The organism is Prochlorococcus sp. MIT2308 (genome assembly GCF_059772345.1).
Window position 1 is genome coordinate 1,100,460 of the sequence record NZ_CM186283.1, and the last position, 18,975, is coordinate 1,119,434.

Consider the following 18,975-nt stretch of genomic DNA (forward strand, 5'->3'; position numbering starts at 1 on the left):
AGAATGCCATTATTTATTAAGACTGAGAAGTTTAAAGATAAAACCTTAGAATTATCTAACAATGAAAGGAAAAAATTTTTATTAATGCATAAAGAATGGGTCAAAGAGATGAATAAAGGAGGCCATTACATCCAGAGCGGATATTTAATAAATGAAAAAAAGATTCCAGGCGGAGGGGGTTTATTAATTCTTGAAGCTAAGGATTATTTAACAGCAAAAAAAATCATAGCGAATGACCCCATGATAAAAAATGATTTAGTCGAATGGGATCTTCAACAATGGATATCAATTGATCGAAGACAGCCAAAGCTTTCAAATTATCTTGGATGAGACATCATTAATTTTTTAACTTCTCCAGCGTGATAGCTACTTCGAGTTAATGGTGAACTAATTACTTGTAAAAATCCTAATTTATTTTCTCCCTCAATACGGTAACTATCAAATTGCGAAGGAGATACAAATCTATTAACAGGTAAATGTTTTGGTCCTGGTGACAAATATTGGCCAATAGTTACTATGTCGACTTTATGTAAATGCAGATCATAAAGAACGCTCAAAATCTCTTCATCCGTTTCTCCTAATCCAGCCATTAAGCCTGATTTTGTATATACTCTTGGCCAACCTTCACGAACTCTTTTTAATAATTCCAAAGACCTTTCATATTTTCCTTGAGGTCTTACTCTTGGATATAGCCTTGGAACTGTCTCAATATTGTGATTTAGCACGTTTGGTGCAGCATCCAAAATGACTTTTAAAGCATCCCAATTACCACAAAGATCTGGAATTAAGACTTCAATAGAGGTAAAAGGAGATTTGCTTTGAACAGCTTTAATACATTTCAAAAATTGACTAGCGCCACCATCCTCTAAGTCATCTCGATTCACCGAAGTTATTACAACATGAGTTAAGCCCATCCTGTAAACAGCTTCACCTAAGCGATCAGGTTCTGATGGATCTAAAAGCCTTTTCGAGTTATCAAATGAGATATCACAATAAGGGCATTTCCGTGTGCAAGCAGGGCCCATGATTAAAAAAGTAGCAGTACCCCCTGCAAAACATTCTCCAATGTTTGGACAACTTGCTTCCTGACAAACTGTATTGAGTTTTAAATCAACTAATAGATCAGCAACATTGCCAATCCTCTCTTGCTGTGGTGCCTTAACACGTAACCAGTCTGGTTTAAGCAAAGCTCTTTTAATAACAAACTAACTTTAGAAAGAATTTCCAGATTGACTTGATTTTTTAACTTCTTCTCAAGTTGATAACTAAAAATAAGCTTAAAACAAAGTATTCGTCTTTCTGGTTTAAAAGAATATAAAAATTTAAATAGGGAAATAGCCTCTGGGTGTTAAAAATTTATTGTTTTTAACAGCACTCTGACTATTACCGATTACCAAAATAGTAAACATATCGACCCGATCAAATGGCAAAGTTTCCAAAGTATGTATTTCTAGAGTTTCATCGGGCCTCCCAACCTCTCGAGCAATAGCAACAGGTGTGGAGGGTTTGCGAAATTCGAGTAATAAATCAACAGTCTTTTTTAACTGCCAATCACGTTTTATTGATTTTGGATTAAAGATTGCAATAACAAAGTCACCAATAGCTGCGTTTTTGATTCTGCTCTCAATTTGATTCCAAGGAGTCAAAAGATCACTTAAAGAGATAGAACAAAAATCATTCATTAAAGGAGCTCCTAGTTTTGCAGCAGCCATCTGAAAGGAGCTAATGCCTGGATGAACTTGAAATAAAGGTCTGGAATCAATCTTTTCATTTAGCCAAATTTCGAGAGCCAACCCTGCCATTCCATAAATTCCACTGTCACCAGATGAAATAAGAGCAACCCTTACGCCTTCTTTTGCAAGCTCAAGAGCGTATTCACATCGATCTCTTTCAAAGGTTAATTTTGAATCAATGCGAACCTGATCAGGCCGTCGAATTGACTCCAAATAATCCAAGTAAGGGGTATAGCCAATCCACACAGCGCACCTAGTTAAAGCTAGACGTGAATCAGAAGTAAGCATTTCTAAGTCGCCAGGCCCACTACCAATTAAATGCAGTTCACCTTTATGAGGTGCAAAAGCCGTTGATAGCTCCACTAATGCAATTGTTACGGCCCCAAACTCATCTGCATTGGAATAAAAGATTTGTTTTTCTTGTATCAACCTTCCACTTTGCGCTCCTAACAAAAGTGCTGCCGCTTCAGAGACTGAGGCAGTTCCCATTTCATTCAACACTACATTTGAAGGAGTAGGAACATTTACTGTTGAAAGTTCAATAGCACTGAAGAAATAAATTGGCCACTCATTTTTTTTTGACAAGTTTAATAATCCTATTTCATCATTTTTTTTATCGATTGTTGCTAAACCAGCAATAGAAAGAAGTGATAAACCATTTTGAATAAAAGACTCATTAATTGCCCTTAGAATTAGCTTTTCATCTGTATTCCTCTCACAACCAATTCCAATGATTATTGATGGTGGATGCCATGAACATGAATTGGAATTTTCTTGACCTATATATAAATTGATATTTTCAAAAGGGGTTAGATCGTTTTTTTCTAAAAAAGAAAAATTAGAACAGCCTTTTAATTTCTGCCACAATTTTGATCCTTTTGATTGAAAAATAATATTGTTTTGCTCTCTAGACTGGCTAATCATTAATTTTCGCCAATCAGCGTCTCCCCCACCTCTTCTCCAGCCCCACCCTTCACCAAAACAATCCAAAGGGATTCTTCTTTCAGTAAATGAATCTGAGGTGCAAATCAATTCTGCCTCTAAAGCAGCTGCTAATTCATTACCAAATGCTTCTCCTCCTTGTTTATGCCCTCCTAAAAGAGTAATAACATTTTTAGCTCTTGAATCAACAACTATTACAGCTGGATCATTTTCTTTAGATCTAACAAAAGGAGATACAAGTCTAACCACAGCGCCGATTGCCCCTACAAAAATTAATTGATTATTGTTCTGCCAATGATTTTTCAAAAAATCAATTGGCAAGGATTCAACTAAACCTTCAATTTTTTTTTCTAAGTAGAGATTTGAACCATGAGATATAAAAATTTGATCTACGTGTTTGCTTGCTTGTAATCTCTCAAGCAAAGGCACAGCGCTTAAAGAAAATCCAAAAGCAATTCGTTTTGGATTTTTAACTGATATTTTTGCCAGAACAGTATTTAAAAATAACGTTGTCTCATATTAGGAAAACACTTAAAGAAAGATTTATTAAAAATAAAAAATCTTTAAATCGGCATTCAACAAAACCAGCCCAAACCTACAGCGAATCCCCATCACTGTGTTGAAAAGTATTTTTACTTACACCAAAAAATTCCATCAAAGCCAAAAAGCATTACGATAACTATTATTTTGATCAGTTGATATTTATAATTATTATAGCCGAATAGCTTATTTAAAAAAAATTTCTATTTTCTCTTTAAATCCAAAGACTTTCTTAAATTTAGGAACCTTGGTTTTCAAGAAGTCATAGAAAAAGTGTAGAACATTTGTTACATGCGACCGTAGTAAGTGAGAGTCTACTTTATGCTTATGGCATAACACTCAACCTAGGGATTCAAGTAACTTCAAAGGTAGGTCTTGAATTCCTAAAATCTTTCAACAGGTAATGCCACTTCCTAAGTAGTATTACTCACCGAAGATTTAACCCTAATTTTTTAAAGATTAGGCCCCCCAAACCTCGATCACATTCCTGAAGGAATCACTCGATGACCATTAGCCCACCAGAAAGAGAACAAAAAAAAGAACCAGTTCTCGATAAACCTATCGAAACTGATGCTATCCCCGTAGATTTTTCCAAGCTTGACAAGCCTGGTTTTTGGTCTAAGACCCTCGCAAAGGGTCCAAAAACTACAACTTGGATATGGAATCTTCATGCTGATGCGCATGATTTTGATACTCATGTCGGAGATCTACAAGAAACCAGTAGAAAAGTATTTTCTGCTCACTTTGGCCATTTAGCAGTCATCTTTATTTGGATGAGTGCAGCTTTTTTCCATGGAGCTCGCTTTTCTAATTATTCTGGATGGCTTGCAGACCCAACTCATGTCAAACCAGGAGCTCAAGTGGTTTGGCCAATAGTTGGGCAAGAAATGCTAAATGCTGATTTAGGAGGAAATTATCACGGCATTCAGATCACATCTGGAATTTTCCAGATGTGGAGAGGCTGGGGAATCACCAATGAAACTGAGCTAATGGCTCTTGCTATTGGTGCACTTTTAATGGCTGCAATAATGTTGCACGGTGGTATATATCACTATCACAAAGCAGCACCAAAGCTTGATTGGTTCAGAAATCTTGAATCCATGCTTAATCACCACATTGCTGGTCTTGTGGGATTAGGTTCAATTGCATGGGCTGGTCACTGCATTCACATTGGTGCTCCTACTGCAGCGCTTATGGATGCTATTGACGCAGGTAAGCCACTGATTATTGATGGCATTCCTATAGCTTCAGTTGCAGACATGCCTCTACCTCATGAGCTTTGTAATCCAGCAATCGCTAGTCAAATCTTTCCTGGACTTGCCGGAAGAACTGTAGAAAATTTCTTTACGACCAACTGGTGGGCATTTAGTGATTTTCTAACTTTTAAAGGTGGGCTAAATCCCGTTACGGGAAGTTTGTGGATGACAGATATTTCTCATCACCATTTAGCTTTTGGAGTGCTAGCTGTATTTGGCGGACATCTATATAGAACAATGTTTGGCATAGGCCATAGTCTCAAAGAAATACTAGATAACCATGCAGGTGATCCAATTCTTTTCCCTGCTCCAAATGGTCATAAGGGAATTTATGAGTTTTTAGCTAATAGTTGGCATGCTCAGCTTGGTTTAAACCTTGCAATGATTGGCTCATTGAGCATCATCATTTCTCATCACATGTATGCGATGCCTCCATATCCATACTTGTCTGTAGATTATCCAACTGTTCTGGGTCTATTTACACATCACATGTGGATTGGAGGATTGTTCATTGTTGGTGCCGCAGCGCATTCTGGTATTGCAATGATTAGAGACTATGACCCAGCTGTTCATATAGATAATGTTCTAGATAGAATCTTGAAAGCAAGAGATGCATTAATTAGTCATCTTAATTGGGCTTGCATGTTCTTAGGTTTCCATAGTTTTGGTCTTTATATTCACAATGATGTAATGCGTGCTTTAGGAAGACCTGCAGATATGTTCAGTGATACAGGAATTCAACTTCAACCTGTATTTGCTCAATGGATTCAAAATATTCATCACTCAGCTGCTGGTTCTACAACTCTTGCTGGCGCAAATGTAAATCTTCAAAGTGGCTTAGTTAGCGAGGTCTTTAATGGTTCAGTAAGTCAGGTTGGTGGGAAAATTGGAATAGCTCCTATACCTCTAGGAACTGCTGATTTCATGATTCACCATATCCATGCTTTTACTATCCATGTAACCCTTTTGATACTTCTAAAAGGAGTTTTATTCGCAAGGAGTTCCAGACTCATTCCTGACAAAGCGAACCTTGGATTTAGATTCCCATGCGATGGTCCAGGAAGAGGTGGTACATGCCAAGTCTCATCTTGGGATCATGTTTTCCTTGGATTGTTCTGGATGTATAACGGCTTATCAGTAGTCATCTTCCACTTCTCATGGAAAATGCAAAGTGATGTATGGGGACTTACAGGAGGAAACTTTGCTCAAAGCTCCATAACTATTAATGGATGGCTTAGAGATTTCCTCTGGGCTCAGTCATCACAGGTCCTCACAAGTTATGGGCAACCCATAAGTATGTACGGTTTGATGTTCTTAGGAGCACATTTCGTTTGGGCATTCAGTCTTATGTTCCTATTTAGTGGCCGTGGTTACTGGCAAGAGTTATTTGAGTCAATTATTTGGGCTCATAATAAACTTAAGTTGGCTCCAACCATTCAACCAAGAGCTCTATCTATTACTCAAGGTCGTGCAGTAGGAGCAGCTCATTTCCTTCTAGGAGGAATTGCTACAACTTGGGCCTTCTTCCACGCTCGCTTAATCGGTCTCGGCTGACCCTCTCTGATCTTTCATAAAATGGCAACTAAATTTCCATCTTTTAGTCAGGGTCTTGCTCAAGACCCTACAACCAGAAGAATCTGGTACGGCATCGCTACCGCTCATGACTTCGAAAGTCATGACGGTATGACAGAGGAACAGTTATATCAAAAGCTTTTCTCTACTCATTTTGGTCACTTAGCCATCATTGGTCTTTGGGTGGCAGGAAATCTTTTTCACATTGCTTGGCAAGGAAACTTTGAGCAATGGGTTCTAGATCCAACTCATACTCGTCCAATTGCTCATGCAATTTGGGATCCTCATTTTGGACAAGGTCTTACTGATGCTCTGACTCAGGCAGGAGCAACTTCTCCAGTCAATATTGCTTACTCAGGCTTATACCACTGGTGGTACACAATTGGTATGAGAACAAATGAGCAGCTTTTCCAGGGTGCAATCTTTATCAACATTCTTGTCTGCTGGTTATTGTTTGCTGGATGGCTTCATCTTCAGCCTAAATACAGACCATCATTAGCTTGGTTCAAAAATGCAGAATCTCAATTAAATCATCACCTTGCTGTTCTTTTTGGATTCAGCAGTATTGCTTGGACTGGTCATTTGATTCACGTAGCCATACCTGAATCAAGAGGGATACATGTTGGCTGGGATAACTGGTTAACTGTTATGCCTCATCCAGAAGGTCTAACTCCATTTTTCTCAGGAAATTGGGGAGCTTATGCACAAAACCCTGATTCACTTGATGCAGTTTTTGGAACTACTCAAGGAGCTGGTACAGCTATATTTACATTCTTAGGTGGCCTTCACCCTCAAAGTGAATCACTTTGGCTAACAGATATCGCTCACCATCATTTAGCTATAGGAGTTGTATTTATAATTGCGGGTCATATGTATAGGACTAACTTTGGTATTGGACATAGCCTTAAGGAAATTGTTGAAGCCCACAATACAAGTCACCCAAAAGATCCACATAAGGGTTATTTCGGTATCAAGCACAATGGACTATTCGAGACAGTTAACAACTCACTCCATTTTCAACTTGGACTTGCTCTAGCTTCTTTAGGTGTAGCTTGTAGTTTGGTCGCCCAGCATATGGGTGCCCTTCCTTCATATGCATTTATCGCAAGGGATTACACAACTCAGTCAGCTCTATATACCCATCATCAATACATAGCAATGTTCTTGATGGTTGGTGCATTCTCTCACGGAGCAATTTTCTTTGTCAGAGATTATGATCCAGTGCTTAATAAAGACAATGTTCTAGCAAGAATACTTAGTACTAAAGAAGCCTTAATCAGCCACTTAAGTTGGGTAACAATGCTTCTAGGCTTCCATACTCTTGGAATTTATGTTCATAACGATGTAGTTGTAGCCTTTGGAACACCTGAAAAGCAAATTCTTATTGAACCAGTATTTGCACAGTTCGCGCAGGCTGCAAGTGGAAAAATGATGTATGGATTTAATGCGTTGCTAGCAAATGCATCAAGTTCTGCATCCATAGCTGCTAATTCCATGCCAGGTAATCACTACTGGATGGACATGATCAATAGACAAGATGCATTAACCAATTTCTTACCTATTGGACCTGCAGATTTCTTGGTTCATCATGCGATTGCACTAGGACTACATACAACTGCTTTGATTCTTATCAAGGGTGCTCTTGATGCTAGAGGAACAAAGCTGATTCCAGATAAGAAGGATTTAGGATTTGCTTTCCCTTGTGATGGACCAGGTCGTGGTGGTACTTGTGATAGTTCTTCTTGGGACGCTACTTATTTAGCAATGTTCTGGGCCTTAAATACTATTGCTTGGATTACCTTCTATTGGCATTGGAAACATCTAGCAATTTGGATGGGTAATACTGCTCAATTCAATGAATCTGGTACCTATTTAATGGGTTGGTTTAGAGATTATCTATGGCTAAATAGTTCTCAGCTAATCAATGGATATAACCCATTTGGTGTAAATGCTTTATCTCCATGGGCTTGGATGTTCTTATTTGGTCATCTCATTTGGGCTACTGGATTTATGTTCCTCATCTCTTGGAGAGGTTATTGGCAAGAACTAATAGAAACTCTTGTTTGGGCTCATCAAAGAACTCCAATAGCTAATTTAGTTGGCTGGAGAGATAAGCCTGTTGCATTATCAATTGTCCAAGCCCGACTAGTTGGTTTAACCCATTTCACAGTTGGAAACTTTGTAACCTTTGGAGCCTTTGTTATCGCATCTACTTCAGGTAAGTTCGGATAAATCTTTAACAAAAGCTTTAAATAATAGAACACTGTCTTTACAGGCAGTGTTTTTTTTTGAGAACTAATATTATTTATGAGGTTATATATTTTGAAACTCTTGTTTGGGCTCAAAAAAAAAACTCCAATAGCTAATTTGGTTGGTTGGAGAGATAAACCTCTTGCATTATCAGTTTTCCAAGCATAATTAGTTGGTTTAGCACATTTCACAGTTGGAAACTTTGTAACCTTTGGAGCCTTTGTTATCGCATCTACTTCAGGTAAGTTCGGATAAATCCCTAACAAAAGCTTTAAATCATAGAACACTGTCTTTACGGGCAATGTTTATTGGAAATTAATACTTATTAGGCTTAGAAAAATTCATAACAGTAAAGAAATTAATCTAATTTAAAGCTTTTAAAAAATATCAGCCAATTGACATAAATAATTTAGAGAATAAAAAAGCCCCTAATTGAAGGGGCTTTTTTATTAAAATTCTTCTAAAAGATTTTAAGCTCCAAGTAAATGATATTCCTTAATTAAAGGAAGAACTGTATCTAGATGCAAAGTACCAATTAACAACCAAGCAAAAACCACACCTCCTGTACCTCCTAACCAAAAACCATTTGTAAAATCATTCCATCCTGCTCGAGTAAATAAATCAGAAGGAGGATTAGCTACTGTTGCATCCGGGGGCTGCACATTAGGCGCCTTACCTGCAGCATTGTAAAGAATAAAAAGAGCAGTCAGTATTTGAATAGCGCCTACGCCACCAAGTAAACCTGCTGTCAAGGCAAAATCAGTATTTCTGAGAGGCCCTGTCATAGAAAAAGGCCCAAATAGTAAATAACCAAAAATTGCTCCTGTTTCAAGGCCTCTAAAGTTTGGGGATAAGCCCTCTCTGTAAACAGGAAGATTATTTATAACCATCTTTGTAAACCAACCGCTGTTAACTGGGGTTTGAAGATTACCAACAGTTGGGTCTGTGACTGTTTTCACAGCCCACTTTTGCATAAGTGTTTCTTGAGATTTAGTCATGGGCTAAAAGAATCGGTAGAAGATTAAATTTTTAAAATTACTCAGTAGCTGTTATGTACCTACCAATTAAAACAATGAAAACGGCTGGACCCATAATCCCAACTAATGGAATCAGAATTGCGGGAAGCAAACTTGAAGCTAGTTCACTAGTCATTACTTATTTCAATAAATCCACTCTTATTTTATAGAATTATGATCTAATCAGACGAAATACATCCCATTGATGACATAAAAGTTATATCCGCTTATCTTCTTTTACGAAGATGCATCATTAAACAGTTTTTCTTATCATGAATCAAGTTTTTGCTGGTAGTTTAGCTCTAATTATTGCTTTAATCCTCTGGACTTCAAAAAAACAATCCAAGGCATCAGCTTTTTTCAAACCTCAAAAGGATTCTTTTTCAAAGGGCCAAGTAGCATCCAACTCTTTAGTAATTAAAAAGAGTTTAGAAAATCAAAATTCACACAAACATAATAATAAAGAATCAAAGCCTTTTAAGCATCAACTTTCACATGATTCACTAGAAACAAAAAAACAATTAACTAAATTAATCTCTAGCAACCCCAGTGATCGTCTTTTAGCTATTCAAATTGCGAGTAAATGGAAGAACAAAAAAGCTTTACCTTTTTTAAGAAGAGGATTAAGAGATTCTGATAGTCGAGTTGTTATTGCATCAGCAGCTGGAATTTCATTTTATAAAGGAAAAACTATTGATTTACATAAAAAATCTCAAACTTCTCGTCCTCCCCGGAATGTTTCTCTTATGCGATAGATTGGTCTATTTTGACTTTCATGATAAGTCCGGATCTGAAGCTCTCCAAGCAAGCCAAACCCAAAAAGTTGGACTCCAGTCACTGCAAGCAGTAAAGCGAAAATAAGTAAAGGTCTGTTACCAATATCTTCGCCTAAAAGTTTGATAATTAATAAGTAAAAACTTGTTATGAAGCTCCCAATAATTGCAAGAATTCCACCAAAACCAAAAACATACATGGGTCTAGTTAAAAATCTATTCATAAACCAAACAGTCAACAAATCCATTAAGACTCTAAAGGTTCTATCTATTCCATACTTACTAGTGCCAAACTGACGGGCTCTATGATTTACTTTTACCTCCGTAATTCTCGCTCCTTCAATATTTGCTAAAACAGGTAAAAATCTATGCAATTCTCCATATAGTCTCATATCAGTCAAAACTTCTTTCCTATACGCCTTTAAAGAACATCCATAATCATTAAGACGAACTCCAGTAACTTTCCCAATCAAACGGTTAGCGATTTTTGATGGAAGTTTTCTACTGATAGCTGCATCTTGCCTTCGAAATCTCCATCCACTTACAAGATCGAATCCCTCTCTAATCTTATTAACTAATAAAGGAATATCTTTGGGATCATTTTGCAAATCACCATCAAGGGTAATGACTATCTCACCAGAAGAAATATCAAATCCTGCAGCCATAGCAGCCGTTTGTCCATAGTTTTTGCGTAGAAGAACTCCGACTAATTCTGGTATGTCAATGCTTAATTGTCTAATTATCTCTGCGCTGTTATCTGATGAACCATCATTTACTAAAACTAATTCAAAATTTTCCTCCATAGGTTTTAAACTTTCTAATAACTGATTAACCAAAAAAGGAAGACTTTCTTCTTCGTTATAGATAGGAACAACTATTGATAAGGCGACATTAGAATTCATTCAAAACTCCTCATAAGGGTTAATTAATCTTCTTAAGAGTTTTCACTCTGATAACAGGAAACCACTCTTCCAGCAGATCTAAATTTAGATCTATAAAAAGAAGCAATTTTTCCAAGGTTTGGTTGAAATAAACCGTCAATCTCTATTCCATTATGCCCATCAGTTAGCCCAGAACTGTGAATATAAAAACCATTCTCAATATGCAATGCCACATGTGTACATTTTTCAGAAGATCCAAAGAAAAGTAAATCACCAGGTATTAATTTTTTTCCTAAATTTTCAATATCCAATGCTACATTTTTACAGAATTTTTCCTGCTGATAAGCATCTCTTGGTATCCAAATACCTGAACTTGCAAAAGCAGATTGAACCAATCCAGAACAATCAAAATTTGGACCTATAGTTCCACCCCACAAATATTCGTTTTTTATTTTTTTCGCAGCCTTAGCCCAAGACAATATTCTTGGTATCTTAGAAATAATTTTGTCTTCAGTGCAGAATTCGGATTCCCAGGATTCTATTTTTGAAGCTTGATGAATTAATTCAGAAAATCTAAACCAACAAATGTAGTCATCTTCCAAAAGACGAACTTTAACTCTATCGATAATTTCTTTATTTTTAAAATTAAATTTTAAATAATCAATCACTTGAAAACACCTGCCAATACTCACTTGCGTAACTAATTCATCACTACTTTCATTTTTTAACCCATCTATATTTATTCGCAGTTTCCACAAACTTCCCAAAACAAATGAAGCTTTCGTTAGCAAAACCTCTAAGGTCATATTAAATTCTTCTCGAGCGCTATGGCGTTCTACCAACAAGACCCTGAAATGGCACATTGCCTAAAAGGTCTACTAGATAGGTTTGAAAAAGAAGGTCGTCCAAACCTTCAAGAAGATATTGCAATAACATGCATCCGTTATGACAAGCAAAGTCCATCTTCAACTAGTGGATTTGGAACAGGATGGAATACAAACAAAAATTTTTATCCTGCGAGTGTAGTAAAAATAGTTTATGCATTGGCAACTCAGGTATGGCTACAACAAGACTTAATCGTTAACTCAGAAGAACTTAAGAGAGCTCTGCATGAAATGATCGCCAACTCCAATAATGACGCAACAGGTTTCATTTTAGATCTTTTAACAGGTACAACAAGTGGTCCATCTCTTAATGAATCCAACTATCAAGGATGGAAAATCCAAAGACAATTAATCAACACCTGGCTCAATGATCTTAGATGGCCTGAAATAAAAAATTGGAACTGCAGTCAAAAGACATGGAATGAAGGACCTTTTGGAAGGGAAAAAGATTTTTATGGAAAAAAAAATGAAAATCGAAACAGCATGACAACCGATGGAACTGCCAGGCTCTTTGAATCATTAATGACTCTTGAAATGCTCCCAAAATTAGAAAGCGAGCATTTAAAAAAAATTTTTCAACGATCACTCGATCCATTTTGTCGCAAACAAGATTTAGAGAATCAAGTAGATGGTTTTTTAGGAGCAGGTCTTCCTTTAGCTTCTAAGCTTTGGAGCAAAGCAGGCTTAATGAGCGAAGTTCGCCATGATGTTGCATGGTGGGAAGCTCCTAATAAAAATCCTATGCTTGCAGTTGTTTTTACAACTGGAAAAGAATTAGTAAAAGATCAATTTTTACTTCCAGCGATTAGCAGTGAATTAAACAAATTAGCTATTTAGCAATAAGTAAGATTCCTGCAAATAAAATAGATCCCAAAAGAAATCCAACAGCCAAAAGAACGGCTATTATTGGTGTATTTAAGTAAACAGATATAGTTGCGAGTTGATTACCCTTTGCTTCAGACACCTTGAAAACTCATAAAAATCACATTGATTAAAGCATCTAACAATGCCAAAAAACAAAAAAAGTTTCACTGATAAAACAATTTTTAAAAAAACAAAGAATTGTTTATTGGGTGCAAAAAGATATTCAAATAAAATTTGATTTTGGTTTATTATTTTGTAAAATTTTAGTATCTTTTTTACTTTGACTTTCTATTGTTGAACTATCCTGTTTATCTATTTTCTTATCTACTTTCATTAGATCCTCGTCTGATGAATTGAATTGATTTGATTTATCCAAGTCTTTGAAATCAATATTTTGTTGAATTGTGGAATTAGTAGGATCTGTATCCTCTAATTCACTTGTCTCTGGATAATTATTTTTTTCAACTTCTACAATATCTGAAATTGCAGATTTATTAAATAAATTAAAGTCAAATCTCCCTTTTGCAAAAGATACTGAAGTGAATACAAGTACTGAACATAAAATAATAATAAAAAAAATATTAGATAATAAACTATTTATGGGAGACCAAAATAATGTTACTTTTGCGTCCTCATTCCTTTGTTTAAATTTATTAATTGAAGGGCTTAAATCCAAAAATATATCTTGATTAATCCAACCTTTATTAGCTTTCCGATACGGGGACTCACTCTTAGTGAACTCAAAAACCTCTTGGATTCTTTCTTTAAGCACAGCTTAGGTTTGTATAAAACTAGAAGAACGAAAACATAGCAGAAAGTCAGAGGGAAAAAGTTACTTTCACATAGATGTTCGTGAAATTGAATTACCCAGCAATAAATACCATCGCAGAAACAAGAATAGCCGAAGCCAAAATCCCCACAGAAGCTATTGCAACGATCTTTCCAGTATTTAAGGAAACTGATACAGTCAACAATTCAGTTCTTGAATCTCGTTTCTTTTGAGAATCAATTTGAGATCGAGAATTGACCTTCTTGCTCGTTCGAGATTTTCTATCTTCAGCTGCTTTTTTGCCTGCTTGGGCTTTCTTTTCCGCCGCTGCTTTCTTTTCCGCTAGGGCTTTCTTCTCTGCCGCTGCTTTCTTTTCTGCTAGGGCTTTCTTCTCTGCCGCTGCTTTCTTTTCCGCTAGGGCTTTCTTTTCCGCCGCTGCTTTCTTTTCCGCTAGGGCTTTCTTCTCTGCCGCTGCTTTCTTTTCTGCTAGGGCTTTCTTCTCTGCCGCTGCTTTCTTTTCCGCTAGGGCTTTCTTTTCCGCCGCTGCTTTCTTTTCCGCTAGGGCTTTCTTTTCCGCCGCTGCTTTCTTTTCTGCTAAGGCTTTCTTCTCTGCCGCTGCTTTCTTTTCCGCTAGGGCTTTCTTCTCTGCCGCTGCTTTCTTTTCTGCTAGGGCTTTCTTTTCCGCCGCTGCTTTCTTTTCCGCTAAGGCTTTCTTCTCTGCCGCTGCTTTCTTTTCCGCTAGGGCTTTCTTTTCCGCCGCTGCTTTCTTTTCTGCTAAGGCTTTCTTCTCTGCCGCTGCTTTCTTTTCCGCTAGGGCTTTCTTTTCCGCCGCTGCTTTCTTTTCCGCTAGGGCTTTCTTTTCCGCCGCTGCTTTCTTTTCTGCTAAGGCTTTCTTCTCTGCCGCTGCTTTCTTTTCCGCTAGGGCTTTCTTTTCCGCCGCTGCTTTCTTGTCTGCTTGAGCTGTTTTCGCTTGCACTTTAAATCCAAAATTTTGCCTATTCAAGCATCCAGATCACAATGATTTTAAAAATATTGGCTAGTTGCAATGAAGTAATGCAATAGGTTTACTATTCTTTGATGTCTCTAGAAACCTTTGGCCGAAAATAAGAACGGAGAGGGAGGGATTCGAACCCTCGACAGAAGTTACCTCCTGTAACTCCTTAGCAGGGAGCCGCTTTCAACCACTCAGCCACCTCTCCATTCTCCATACCTTATCAAGTCAAAGCTCAAAAAATTTGTATTGTGATCCTCTACAAATTTTAAGTGACCACTCTAGGAAGTCTATTTCTGAAACTGCAAAGAACTTCCCATGGAATTGACCCTGACAAATCGCACCAATCTTGAGGAGGTATGCAAACCTCACCATCAGTTCCAAGAAGGGTTAAAACCTGACCAGTTTTAATATCTGGTTTATCAGTTATGTCAAAAACCATTTGATCCATTGCAATTGCACCTACTTGAGGAACCAACACTCCATCTATTGAGGCTGAAATTTTCCCAGAGAGAGTCCTGCTTACGCCATCTGCATAGCCAATAGCAACGACAGCAAGTTTACTGTTCCTTTTGGTTTTAAACATATGTCCATAGCCCACTCCTATACCTTTTTCAACATCCCTAATCAAAGTAACTCGGGCCTTAACTTTCAAGGCTGGAGTAAGATTCAAATCAGAGTCGATATCATTTATGGGAAAGTAACCATACAAGCTAAGTCCAACTCGAACCATATCAAAATGAAGACGACTATCTGAAAGTGTCCCCGCAGAATTAGCAAGGTGGGTGCACAAAAGCTTATTTCTTTTGCCTAAATCCTTTAAAACCTTCTCAAATCTATTTAACTGAATCTGAGTGAAACTTTTTTGAGTACTATTTTGTAGATCTTGATCAGCAATTGCTAGATGACTATATATACCTTCCAAGGAGATATTTTCTAAACAATCAATCTTAGTAATTAATTCTTCAACTTGACTGCAATCACAGCCAAGTCTAGTCATACCTGTGTCAACTTTTAAATGAATAGCAAATCTTTTATTCTTATTTTCTGCTATATTATTACAAATTATTGCCTCACGAATGCCGCTGATCGTAGGAATAAGATCCCAACAAAAAGAAGAATAAAGTTCTTCTGCATTTATTAGATTTCCAAGAATCAATATTTGACACCTAAAGCCAGCATTTCTTAATTGAATGCCCTCCTCTAATGTTGCTACTCCGAGACTATCAGCACCTCCAATTAAAGCAGCTTTTGCAACAGTCTCTGCTCCATGTCCATATCCATCAGCTTTTACTACTGCCATTAACAAACAATCTTTACCAATAAAGTTTTTCAAAACTCTTGAATTATTTTCAATACCTTTAGAGTCAACTTCTACCCATGCACGACTTCGAGGATCAGGGCTCATTGCATTTTGAGTTTTCCCTTCAAAAGTGAAAGATCTTTCTCTTTTATTGATCTTTGACATACTCGGCATGTAATCAATGTAATAAGGGAAACTGCAACAAGGTTCCAATACCACTAGCATGCCGCTTAAATAGCTTGCTTGCATGGGTCAAGTTCTTGTTTTAAATGCTTCTTATGAGCCATTGAACATCACTTCATGGCGTCGTGCGACTGTTTTGATGCTTAAAGGCAAAGCCGAAAGTCTAGAAGAAGATACTTCACACAATATTAGGCAAGATGTCAAAGCCCCCACAGTAATTAGATTAAGACAATTTATTAGAGTTCCATATCGAGATATACCTCTTTCTAGGAAAAATATATTTCAAAGAGATGATAACTGTTGTCAATATTGTGGTCAAAAAAATAAGAAACTTTCAATTGACCATGTTTTACCCCGTAGTAGAGGAGGAACAGACAATTGGGAGAATGTGATTACTGCGTGTCTTCAATGCAACGTAATGAAGGGCAATAGAACTCCAGACGAAGCAAAGATGCCATTAAAAACAAAACCTTACAAACCTCTAAATAACATGAGTTTTGAAACCACAAAACAAATTCATTCTGGTCGCCATAAAGAATGGAGTAAATATGTAATTGGATGGGTAGCATAGCTTCTATTAATCTTCAGATTGATTACTCATCTCTTCCATTTGCCTTTTTTGTTCTTCTGCAATACATGCGCCAATAACATCTTCCAATTGACCTTCTAGAACTTGCTCGAGAGGAAAATTTATTCCTAATCGATGATCGGTGGTTCGATTATCTTTGTAGTTGTATGTCCGAATTTTCTCACTTCTATCACCTGTACCAACTTGAGACAATCGAGCAGATCTTTCTTTTGCATTAGCTTCTGCTATTTCTAATTCTAATAATTTGGCTCTTAAAATCTCCATTGCTCTCTCTCTATTTTGTAATTGAGAACGTTCCTGCGTACAAAAAACTCTTATACCTGTGGGTTTATGAAATAAATCAATCGCTGTTTCTACTTTATTTACATTTTGCCCACCAGCACCACCTGATCTTGCCGTACTAATTTCTAAGTCAGTAGATTCTATCTTTACTTCCACTGGATCAGCCTCTGGCATTACAGCAACAGTTGCAGTAGAGGTATGAACTCGTCCTTGAGATTCGGTTGAAGGAACTCTTTGTACTCTATGAACACCTGCTTCGAATTTTAATTGACTGTAAACAGAATCTCCTTTTACTGAGATGATCATTTCACGAAAACCACCCATATCAGCCTCTGTTGAACTTATCGGTTTGACATTCCATCCTATTTTTTGTCCATATCTCTCATACATTCTTGCCAAATCACCAGCCCATAAACAAGCTTCATTTCCTCCTGCACCAGCTCTTATTTCAAGCATCACGCTTCTTTCGTCTCTTGGATCTTTGGGCAAAAGAGCCAAAGTCAACTTTTTAATTAATTCATTTTTTGAGTTTTCAAGATTTTCAAGTTCTTCTCTAGCCAAGAGCTCCATCTCTTTATCATCTCTACTTTCTTTTACTAAACCTTTAGCTTCTACATACTCTCTTTCTATTATCTGAAGTTTGAAATAATCATTAACTAATGGCTCTAAACGTGATCTCTCCCTAGCGATTCTCTCTAATTGTTTTGGGTCTGATGCAACGTCTGGATCAGCTAATTGCAACTCCAAGTTTTGAAAACTAGTTTTAGCTGTTTCTAATCGTTTTATTAGGGTTGAAGAATCCATTCTTTATATTCCCTAATTCTTTAGAAAAACAGCTATCAACTTTCTTTTTCTTCTTTGGGAGATTTATCTTTTTGTTCACCTGAGTCAGATGAGGCCATACCATATTTCCTCATAAATCTATCTACTCTTCCTTCTGTATCTAAAATTTTCTGAGTCCCTGTAAAGAAAGGATGATTTCCGCTCCAAACATCAACCTGTATTTCAGGCTGAGTTGAACCAGTTGTCATAACAACTTCTCCATTACAAATGACTTTTGCTTCTGGATACCAAGTTGGATGGATATCTGATTTAGGCATAATAATAAAAGTGCAAGATTTGAGGTAAAAAGTAAACTACCTCTTTGAGAATTGAGGAGCTTTACGAGCTTTTTTAAGACCATATTTACGCCTTTCTTTAGCTCTAGGATCCCGACTAAGATGACCCTCTACTTTCAAAGGCTTGCGATTATCAAGAGATAAATCACACAAAGCTCTCGCAGCTCCTTGTTTAATAGCGTCGGACTGACCAGTCAATCCTCCACCATATACATTAACTAAAACATCATATGAATCACTCAATCCTAAAGTTCTTAAAGGAGCTTTAACTGCAGATAGGTATGCAGGATTGAAATTCAAATAGTGGTCACCTGGCCGACCATTGATAATTATTTCACCTTTCCCAGGGGTTAATCTCACTCTGGCTACGGATGTTTTACGTCTACCAGTTCCCCAGTAAACTACTTTGTTTGTGGAGGTAGTCATTTCTTAACAGATTCAGAATTTAGATTTAGAATTGTAGGTTGTTGAGCTGAATGAGGATGATCAGAGCCTTTATAAACTTTGAGTTTGGTAAATAATTGCCTACCCAACCTTGTGTGAGGAAGCATTCCTTTAATTGCCTTTTCAACGATTCTCTCTGGAATTCTGGATTGAAGAGCTTTAAAAGTTTCCACTTTCATTCCACCAGGACGTCCAGAATGTCTGCGATAAAGCTTTTGATCTGATTTTTTGCCTGTTACTTTGATCTTTTCTGCATTTACGACAATAACAAAATCACCTGTATCTAAGTGGGGCGTGAAATTTGGCTTTGTCTTACCTCTTAGAACACTAGCAACTTCAGTTGCTAGTCGACCAAGAGTTTGATTCTCTGCATCAACCAGAAACCACTGGCGATGTATTGAATCCGGTGATGGAACGGATGTCTTGTTCATTTTTTCCTTAACACCTTTAACACTGAATGAGCATTATCGACTGATAATACTATTTAAGGAAGTTATCAAGTCAAAAAATTGAACTGATTCTTCAGAAAAACAATTCTACACTTCCATGGCTTAAAACTGGCCTTTTTGTTCGGATAAAATTTAA

20 protein-coding genes, 1 tRNA gene and 1 pseudogene are annotated in these 18,975 nt (G+C 37.0%); 7 read left to right on the plus strand and 15 right to left on the minus strand.

The window, feature by feature from the left end; translation table 11 throughout:
• Window positions 1-3 precede the first annotated feature (3 nt).
• A complete protein-coding gene (locus tag AC6EIW_RS06490; RefSeq protein ID WP_498519895.1) occupies window positions 4-330 on the plus strand; it encodes a YciI family protein in 327 nt (108 codons plus the stop codon).
• Here AC6EIW_RS06490 and lipA read toward each other — a convergent pair.
• On the minus strand, window positions 318-1,187 hold the full coding sequence (gene lipA / locus AC6EIW_RS06495; RefSeq protein WP_498506136.1) for a lipoyl synthase: 870 nt from the start codon (window positions 1,185-1,187) through the stop codon (window positions 318-320). The two genes, AC6EIW_RS06490 and lipA, sit on opposite strands and share 13 nt — an antisense overlap.
• 135 nt (window positions 1,188-1,322) lie before the next feature.
• Entirely contained in the window at window positions 1,323-3,104 is a 1,782-nt protein-coding gene (gene cobJ / locus AC6EIW_RS06500) for a precorrin-3B C(17)-methyltransferase (protein ID WP_498519896.1), read from the minus strand.
• 614 nt (window positions 3,105-3,718) lie between these two features.
• Between cobJ and psaA the strand changes: the two genes are divergently transcribed.
• From psaA to AC6EIW_RS06515, 3 genes and pseudogenes are all read left to right on the plus strand, one after another.
• Window positions 3,719-6,025, plus strand: coding sequence for a photosystem I core protein PsaA (gene psaA, locus AC6EIW_RS06505; RefSeq protein ID WP_498519897.1), 2,307 nt, complete (start codon window positions 3,719-3,721; stop codon window positions 6,023-6,025).
• Window positions 6,026-6,046: 21 nt separating this feature from the next.
• The gene (gene psaB, locus AC6EIW_RS06510) at window positions 6,047-8,275 is read left to right on the plus strand and encodes a photosystem I core protein PsaB (RefSeq protein WP_498519898.1); all 2,229 of its coding nucleotides are present in this window, start codon (window positions 6,047-6,049) and stop codon (window positions 8,273-8,275) included.
• A 92-nt stretch (window positions 8,276-8,367) separates the two neighbouring features.
• A pseudogene (locus AC6EIW_RS06515) lies at window positions 8,368-8,548 on the plus strand (hypothetical protein); the annotation flags it as partial.
• 215 nt (window positions 8,549-8,763) lie between these two features.
• Here the strand turns inward: AC6EIW_RS06515 and AC6EIW_RS06520 are convergent.
• Together AC6EIW_RS06520 and AC6EIW_RS06525 are read right to left on the minus strand one after the other, a co-directional pair.
• Window positions 8,764-9,291 carry a photosystem I reaction center protein subunit XI gene (locus tag AC6EIW_RS06520; RefSeq protein ID WP_498519899.1) on the minus strand — a complete coding sequence of 176 codons (528 nt, stop codon included), beginning with the start codon at window positions 9,289-9,291 and terminating at the stop codon, window positions 8,764-8,766.
• Between the two features lie 37 nt (window positions 9,292-9,328).
• Window positions 9,329-9,445, minus strand: coding sequence for a photosystem I reaction center subunit VIII (locus tag AC6EIW_RS06525; RefSeq protein WP_011295429.1), 117 nt, complete (start codon window positions 9,443-9,445; stop codon window positions 9,329-9,331).
• A 136-nt stretch (window positions 9,446-9,581) separates the two neighbouring features.
• On the opposite strand from AC6EIW_RS06525, the gene AC6EIW_RS06530 reads away from it, so the two are divergent.
• Window positions 9,582-10,064 (plus strand): HEAT repeat domain-containing protein, encoded by a 483-nt coding sequence (locus tag AC6EIW_RS06530; protein ID WP_498519900.1) that lies wholly within the window; start codon window positions 9,582-9,584, stop codon window positions 10,062-10,064.
• Here the strand turns inward: AC6EIW_RS06530 and AC6EIW_RS06535 are convergent.
• Window positions 10,022-10,984, minus strand: coding sequence for a glycosyltransferase (locus tag AC6EIW_RS06535; RefSeq protein ID WP_498519901.1), 963 nt, complete (start codon window positions 10,982-10,984; stop codon window positions 10,022-10,024). The genes AC6EIW_RS06530 and AC6EIW_RS06535 overlap by 43 nt on opposite strands.
• A 32-nt stretch (window positions 10,985-11,016) precedes the next feature.
• Window positions 11,017-11,769 (minus strand): C40 family peptidase, encoded by a 753-nt coding sequence (locus AC6EIW_RS06540; RefSeq protein WP_498519902.1) that lies wholly within the window; start codon window positions 11,767-11,769, stop codon window positions 11,017-11,019.
• 21 nt (window positions 11,770-11,790) lie between these two features.
• Between AC6EIW_RS06540 and AC6EIW_RS06545 the strand changes: the two genes are divergently transcribed.
• Entirely contained in the window at window positions 11,791-12,684 is an 894-nt protein-coding gene (locus AC6EIW_RS06545; protein WP_498519903.1) for a serine hydrolase, read from the plus strand.
• Here AC6EIW_RS06545 and AC6EIW_RS06550 read toward each other — a convergent pair.
• The 5 genes from AC6EIW_RS06550 to alr all read right to left on the minus strand — a co-directional run bounded on the left by AC6EIW_RS06550 (window position 12,677) and on the right by alr (window position 15,948).
• Entirely contained in the window at window positions 12,677-12,811 is a 135-nt protein-coding gene (locus tag AC6EIW_RS06550; protein ID WP_011295180.1) for a hypothetical protein, read from the minus strand. The two genes, AC6EIW_RS06545 and AC6EIW_RS06550, sit on opposite strands and share 8 nt — an antisense overlap.
• A gap of 123 nt (window positions 12,812-12,934) precedes the next feature.
• Complete coding sequence (locus AC6EIW_RS06555; RefSeq protein WP_498519904.1) at window positions 12,935-13,483, minus strand: hypothetical protein; 549 nt, start codon at window positions 13,481-13,483, stop codon at window positions 12,935-12,937.
• Window positions 13,484-13,574: 91 nt separating this feature from the next.
• Window positions 13,575-14,456 (minus strand): hypothetical protein, encoded by an 882-nt coding sequence (locus AC6EIW_RS06560; protein WP_498519905.1) that lies wholly within the window; start codon window positions 14,454-14,456, stop codon window positions 13,575-13,577.
• Between the two features lie 134 nt (window positions 14,457-14,590).
• Window positions 14,591-14,679 (minus strand) — tRNA-Ser (locus AC6EIW_RS06565).
• A gap of 60 nt (window positions 14,680-14,739) precedes the next feature.
• Complete coding sequence (gene alr / locus AC6EIW_RS06570; RefSeq protein WP_498519906.1) at window positions 14,740-15,948, minus strand: alanine racemase; 1,209 nt, start codon at window positions 15,946-15,948, stop codon at window positions 14,740-14,742.
• 73 nt (window positions 15,949-16,021) lie between these two features.
• Between alr and AC6EIW_RS06575 the strand changes: the two genes are divergently transcribed.
• Window positions 16,022-16,528, plus strand: a complete 507-nt coding sequence (locus AC6EIW_RS06575; protein ID WP_498519907.1) for an HNH endonuclease — start codon at window positions 16,022-16,024, stop codon at window positions 16,526-16,528.
• A gap of 6 nt (window positions 16,529-16,534) precedes the next feature.
• On the opposite strand, the gene prfA is transcribed toward AC6EIW_RS06575, so the two are convergent.
• Genes prfA through rplM form a run of 4 tightly spaced genes read right to left on the minus strand, consistent with a single transcriptional unit; the run spans window position 16,535 to window position 18,821 of the window.
• The gene (gene prfA, locus AC6EIW_RS06580) at window positions 16,535-17,632 is read right to left on the minus strand and encodes a peptide chain release factor 1 (RefSeq protein WP_498519908.1); all 1,098 of its coding nucleotides are present in this window, start codon (window positions 17,630-17,632) and stop codon (window positions 16,535-16,537) included.
• Between the two features lie 35 nt (window positions 17,633-17,667).
• On the minus strand, window positions 17,668-17,928 hold the full coding sequence (rpmE, locus tag AC6EIW_RS06585) for a 50S ribosomal protein L31 (RefSeq protein WP_498519909.1): 261 nt from the start codon (window positions 17,926-17,928) through the stop codon (window positions 17,668-17,670).
• A gap of 36 nt (window positions 17,929-17,964) precedes the next feature.
• Window positions 17,965-18,372 (minus strand): 30S ribosomal protein S9, encoded by a 408-nt coding sequence (gene rpsI, locus AC6EIW_RS06590; RefSeq protein ID WP_498519910.1) that lies wholly within the window; start codon window positions 18,370-18,372, stop codon window positions 17,965-17,967.
• A complete protein-coding gene (gene rplM / locus AC6EIW_RS06595; RefSeq protein WP_498519911.1) occupies window positions 18,369-18,821 on the minus strand; it encodes a 50S ribosomal protein L13 in 453 nt (150 codons plus the stop codon). The genes rpsI and rplM overlap by 4 nt, the downstream gene beginning before the upstream one ends.
• Window positions 18,822-18,975 lie beyond the last annotated feature (154 nt).

Bases quoted from the DNA above. Each gene is read 5' to 3' on its own strand.
- AC6EIW_RS06540 (WP_498519902.1), bottom strand. From the start codon at position 11,769: ATGACCTTAGAGGTTTTGCTAACGAAAGCTTCATTTGTTTTGGGAAGT.
- rpsI (WP_498519910.1), bottom strand. From the start codon at position 18,372: ATGACTACCTCCACAAACAAAGTAGTTTACTGGGGAACTGGTAGACGT.
- AC6EIW_RS06530 (WP_498519900.1), top strand. From the start codon at position 9,582: ATGAATCAAGTTTTTGCTGGTAGTTTAGCTCTAATTATTGCTTTAATC.
- rplM (WP_498519911.1), bottom strand. From the start codon at position 18,821: ATGAACAAGACATCCGTTCCATCACCGGATTCAATACATCGCCAGTGG.
- psaA (WP_498519897.1), top strand. From the start codon at position 3,719: ATGACCATTAGCCCACCAGAAAGAGAACAAAAAAAAGAACCAGTTCTC.
- AC6EIW_RS06525 (WP_011295429.1), bottom strand. From the start codon at position 9,445: ATGACTAGTGAACTAGCTTCAAGTTTGCTTCCCGCAATTCTGATTCCA.
- AC6EIW_RS06575 (WP_498519907.1), top strand. From the start codon at position 16,022: ATGGGTCAAGTTCTTGTTTTAAATGCTTCTTATGAGCCATTGAACATC.
- prfA (WP_498519908.1), bottom strand. From the start codon at position 17,632: ATGGATTCTTCAACCCTAATAAAACGATTAGAAACAGCTAAAACTAGT.
- rpmE (WP_498519909.1), bottom strand. From the start codon at position 17,928: ATGCCTAAATCAGATATCCATCCAACTTGGTATCCAGAAGCAAAAGTC.
- AC6EIW_RS06545 (WP_498519903.1), top strand. From the start codon at position 11,791: ATGGCGTTCTACCAACAAGACCCTGAAATGGCACATTGCCTAAAAGGT.
- psaB (WP_498519898.1), top strand. From the start codon at position 6,047: ATGGCAACTAAATTTCCATCTTTTAGTCAGGGTCTTGCTCAAGACCCT.
- AC6EIW_RS06535 (WP_498519901.1), bottom strand. From the start codon at position 10,984: ATGAATTCTAATGTCGCCTTATCAATAGTTGTTCCTATCTATAACGAA.
- alr (WP_498519906.1), bottom strand. From the start codon at position 15,948: ATGCCGAGTATGTCAAAGATCAATAAAAGAGAAAGATCTTTCACTTTT.
- AC6EIW_RS06520 (WP_498519899.1), bottom strand. From the start codon at position 9,291: ATGACTAAATCTCAAGAAACACTTATGCAAAAGTGGGCTGTGAAAACA.
- AC6EIW_RS06490 (WP_498519895.1), top strand. From the start codon at position 4: ATGCCATTATTTATTAAGACTGAGAAGTTTAAAGATAAAACCTTAGAA.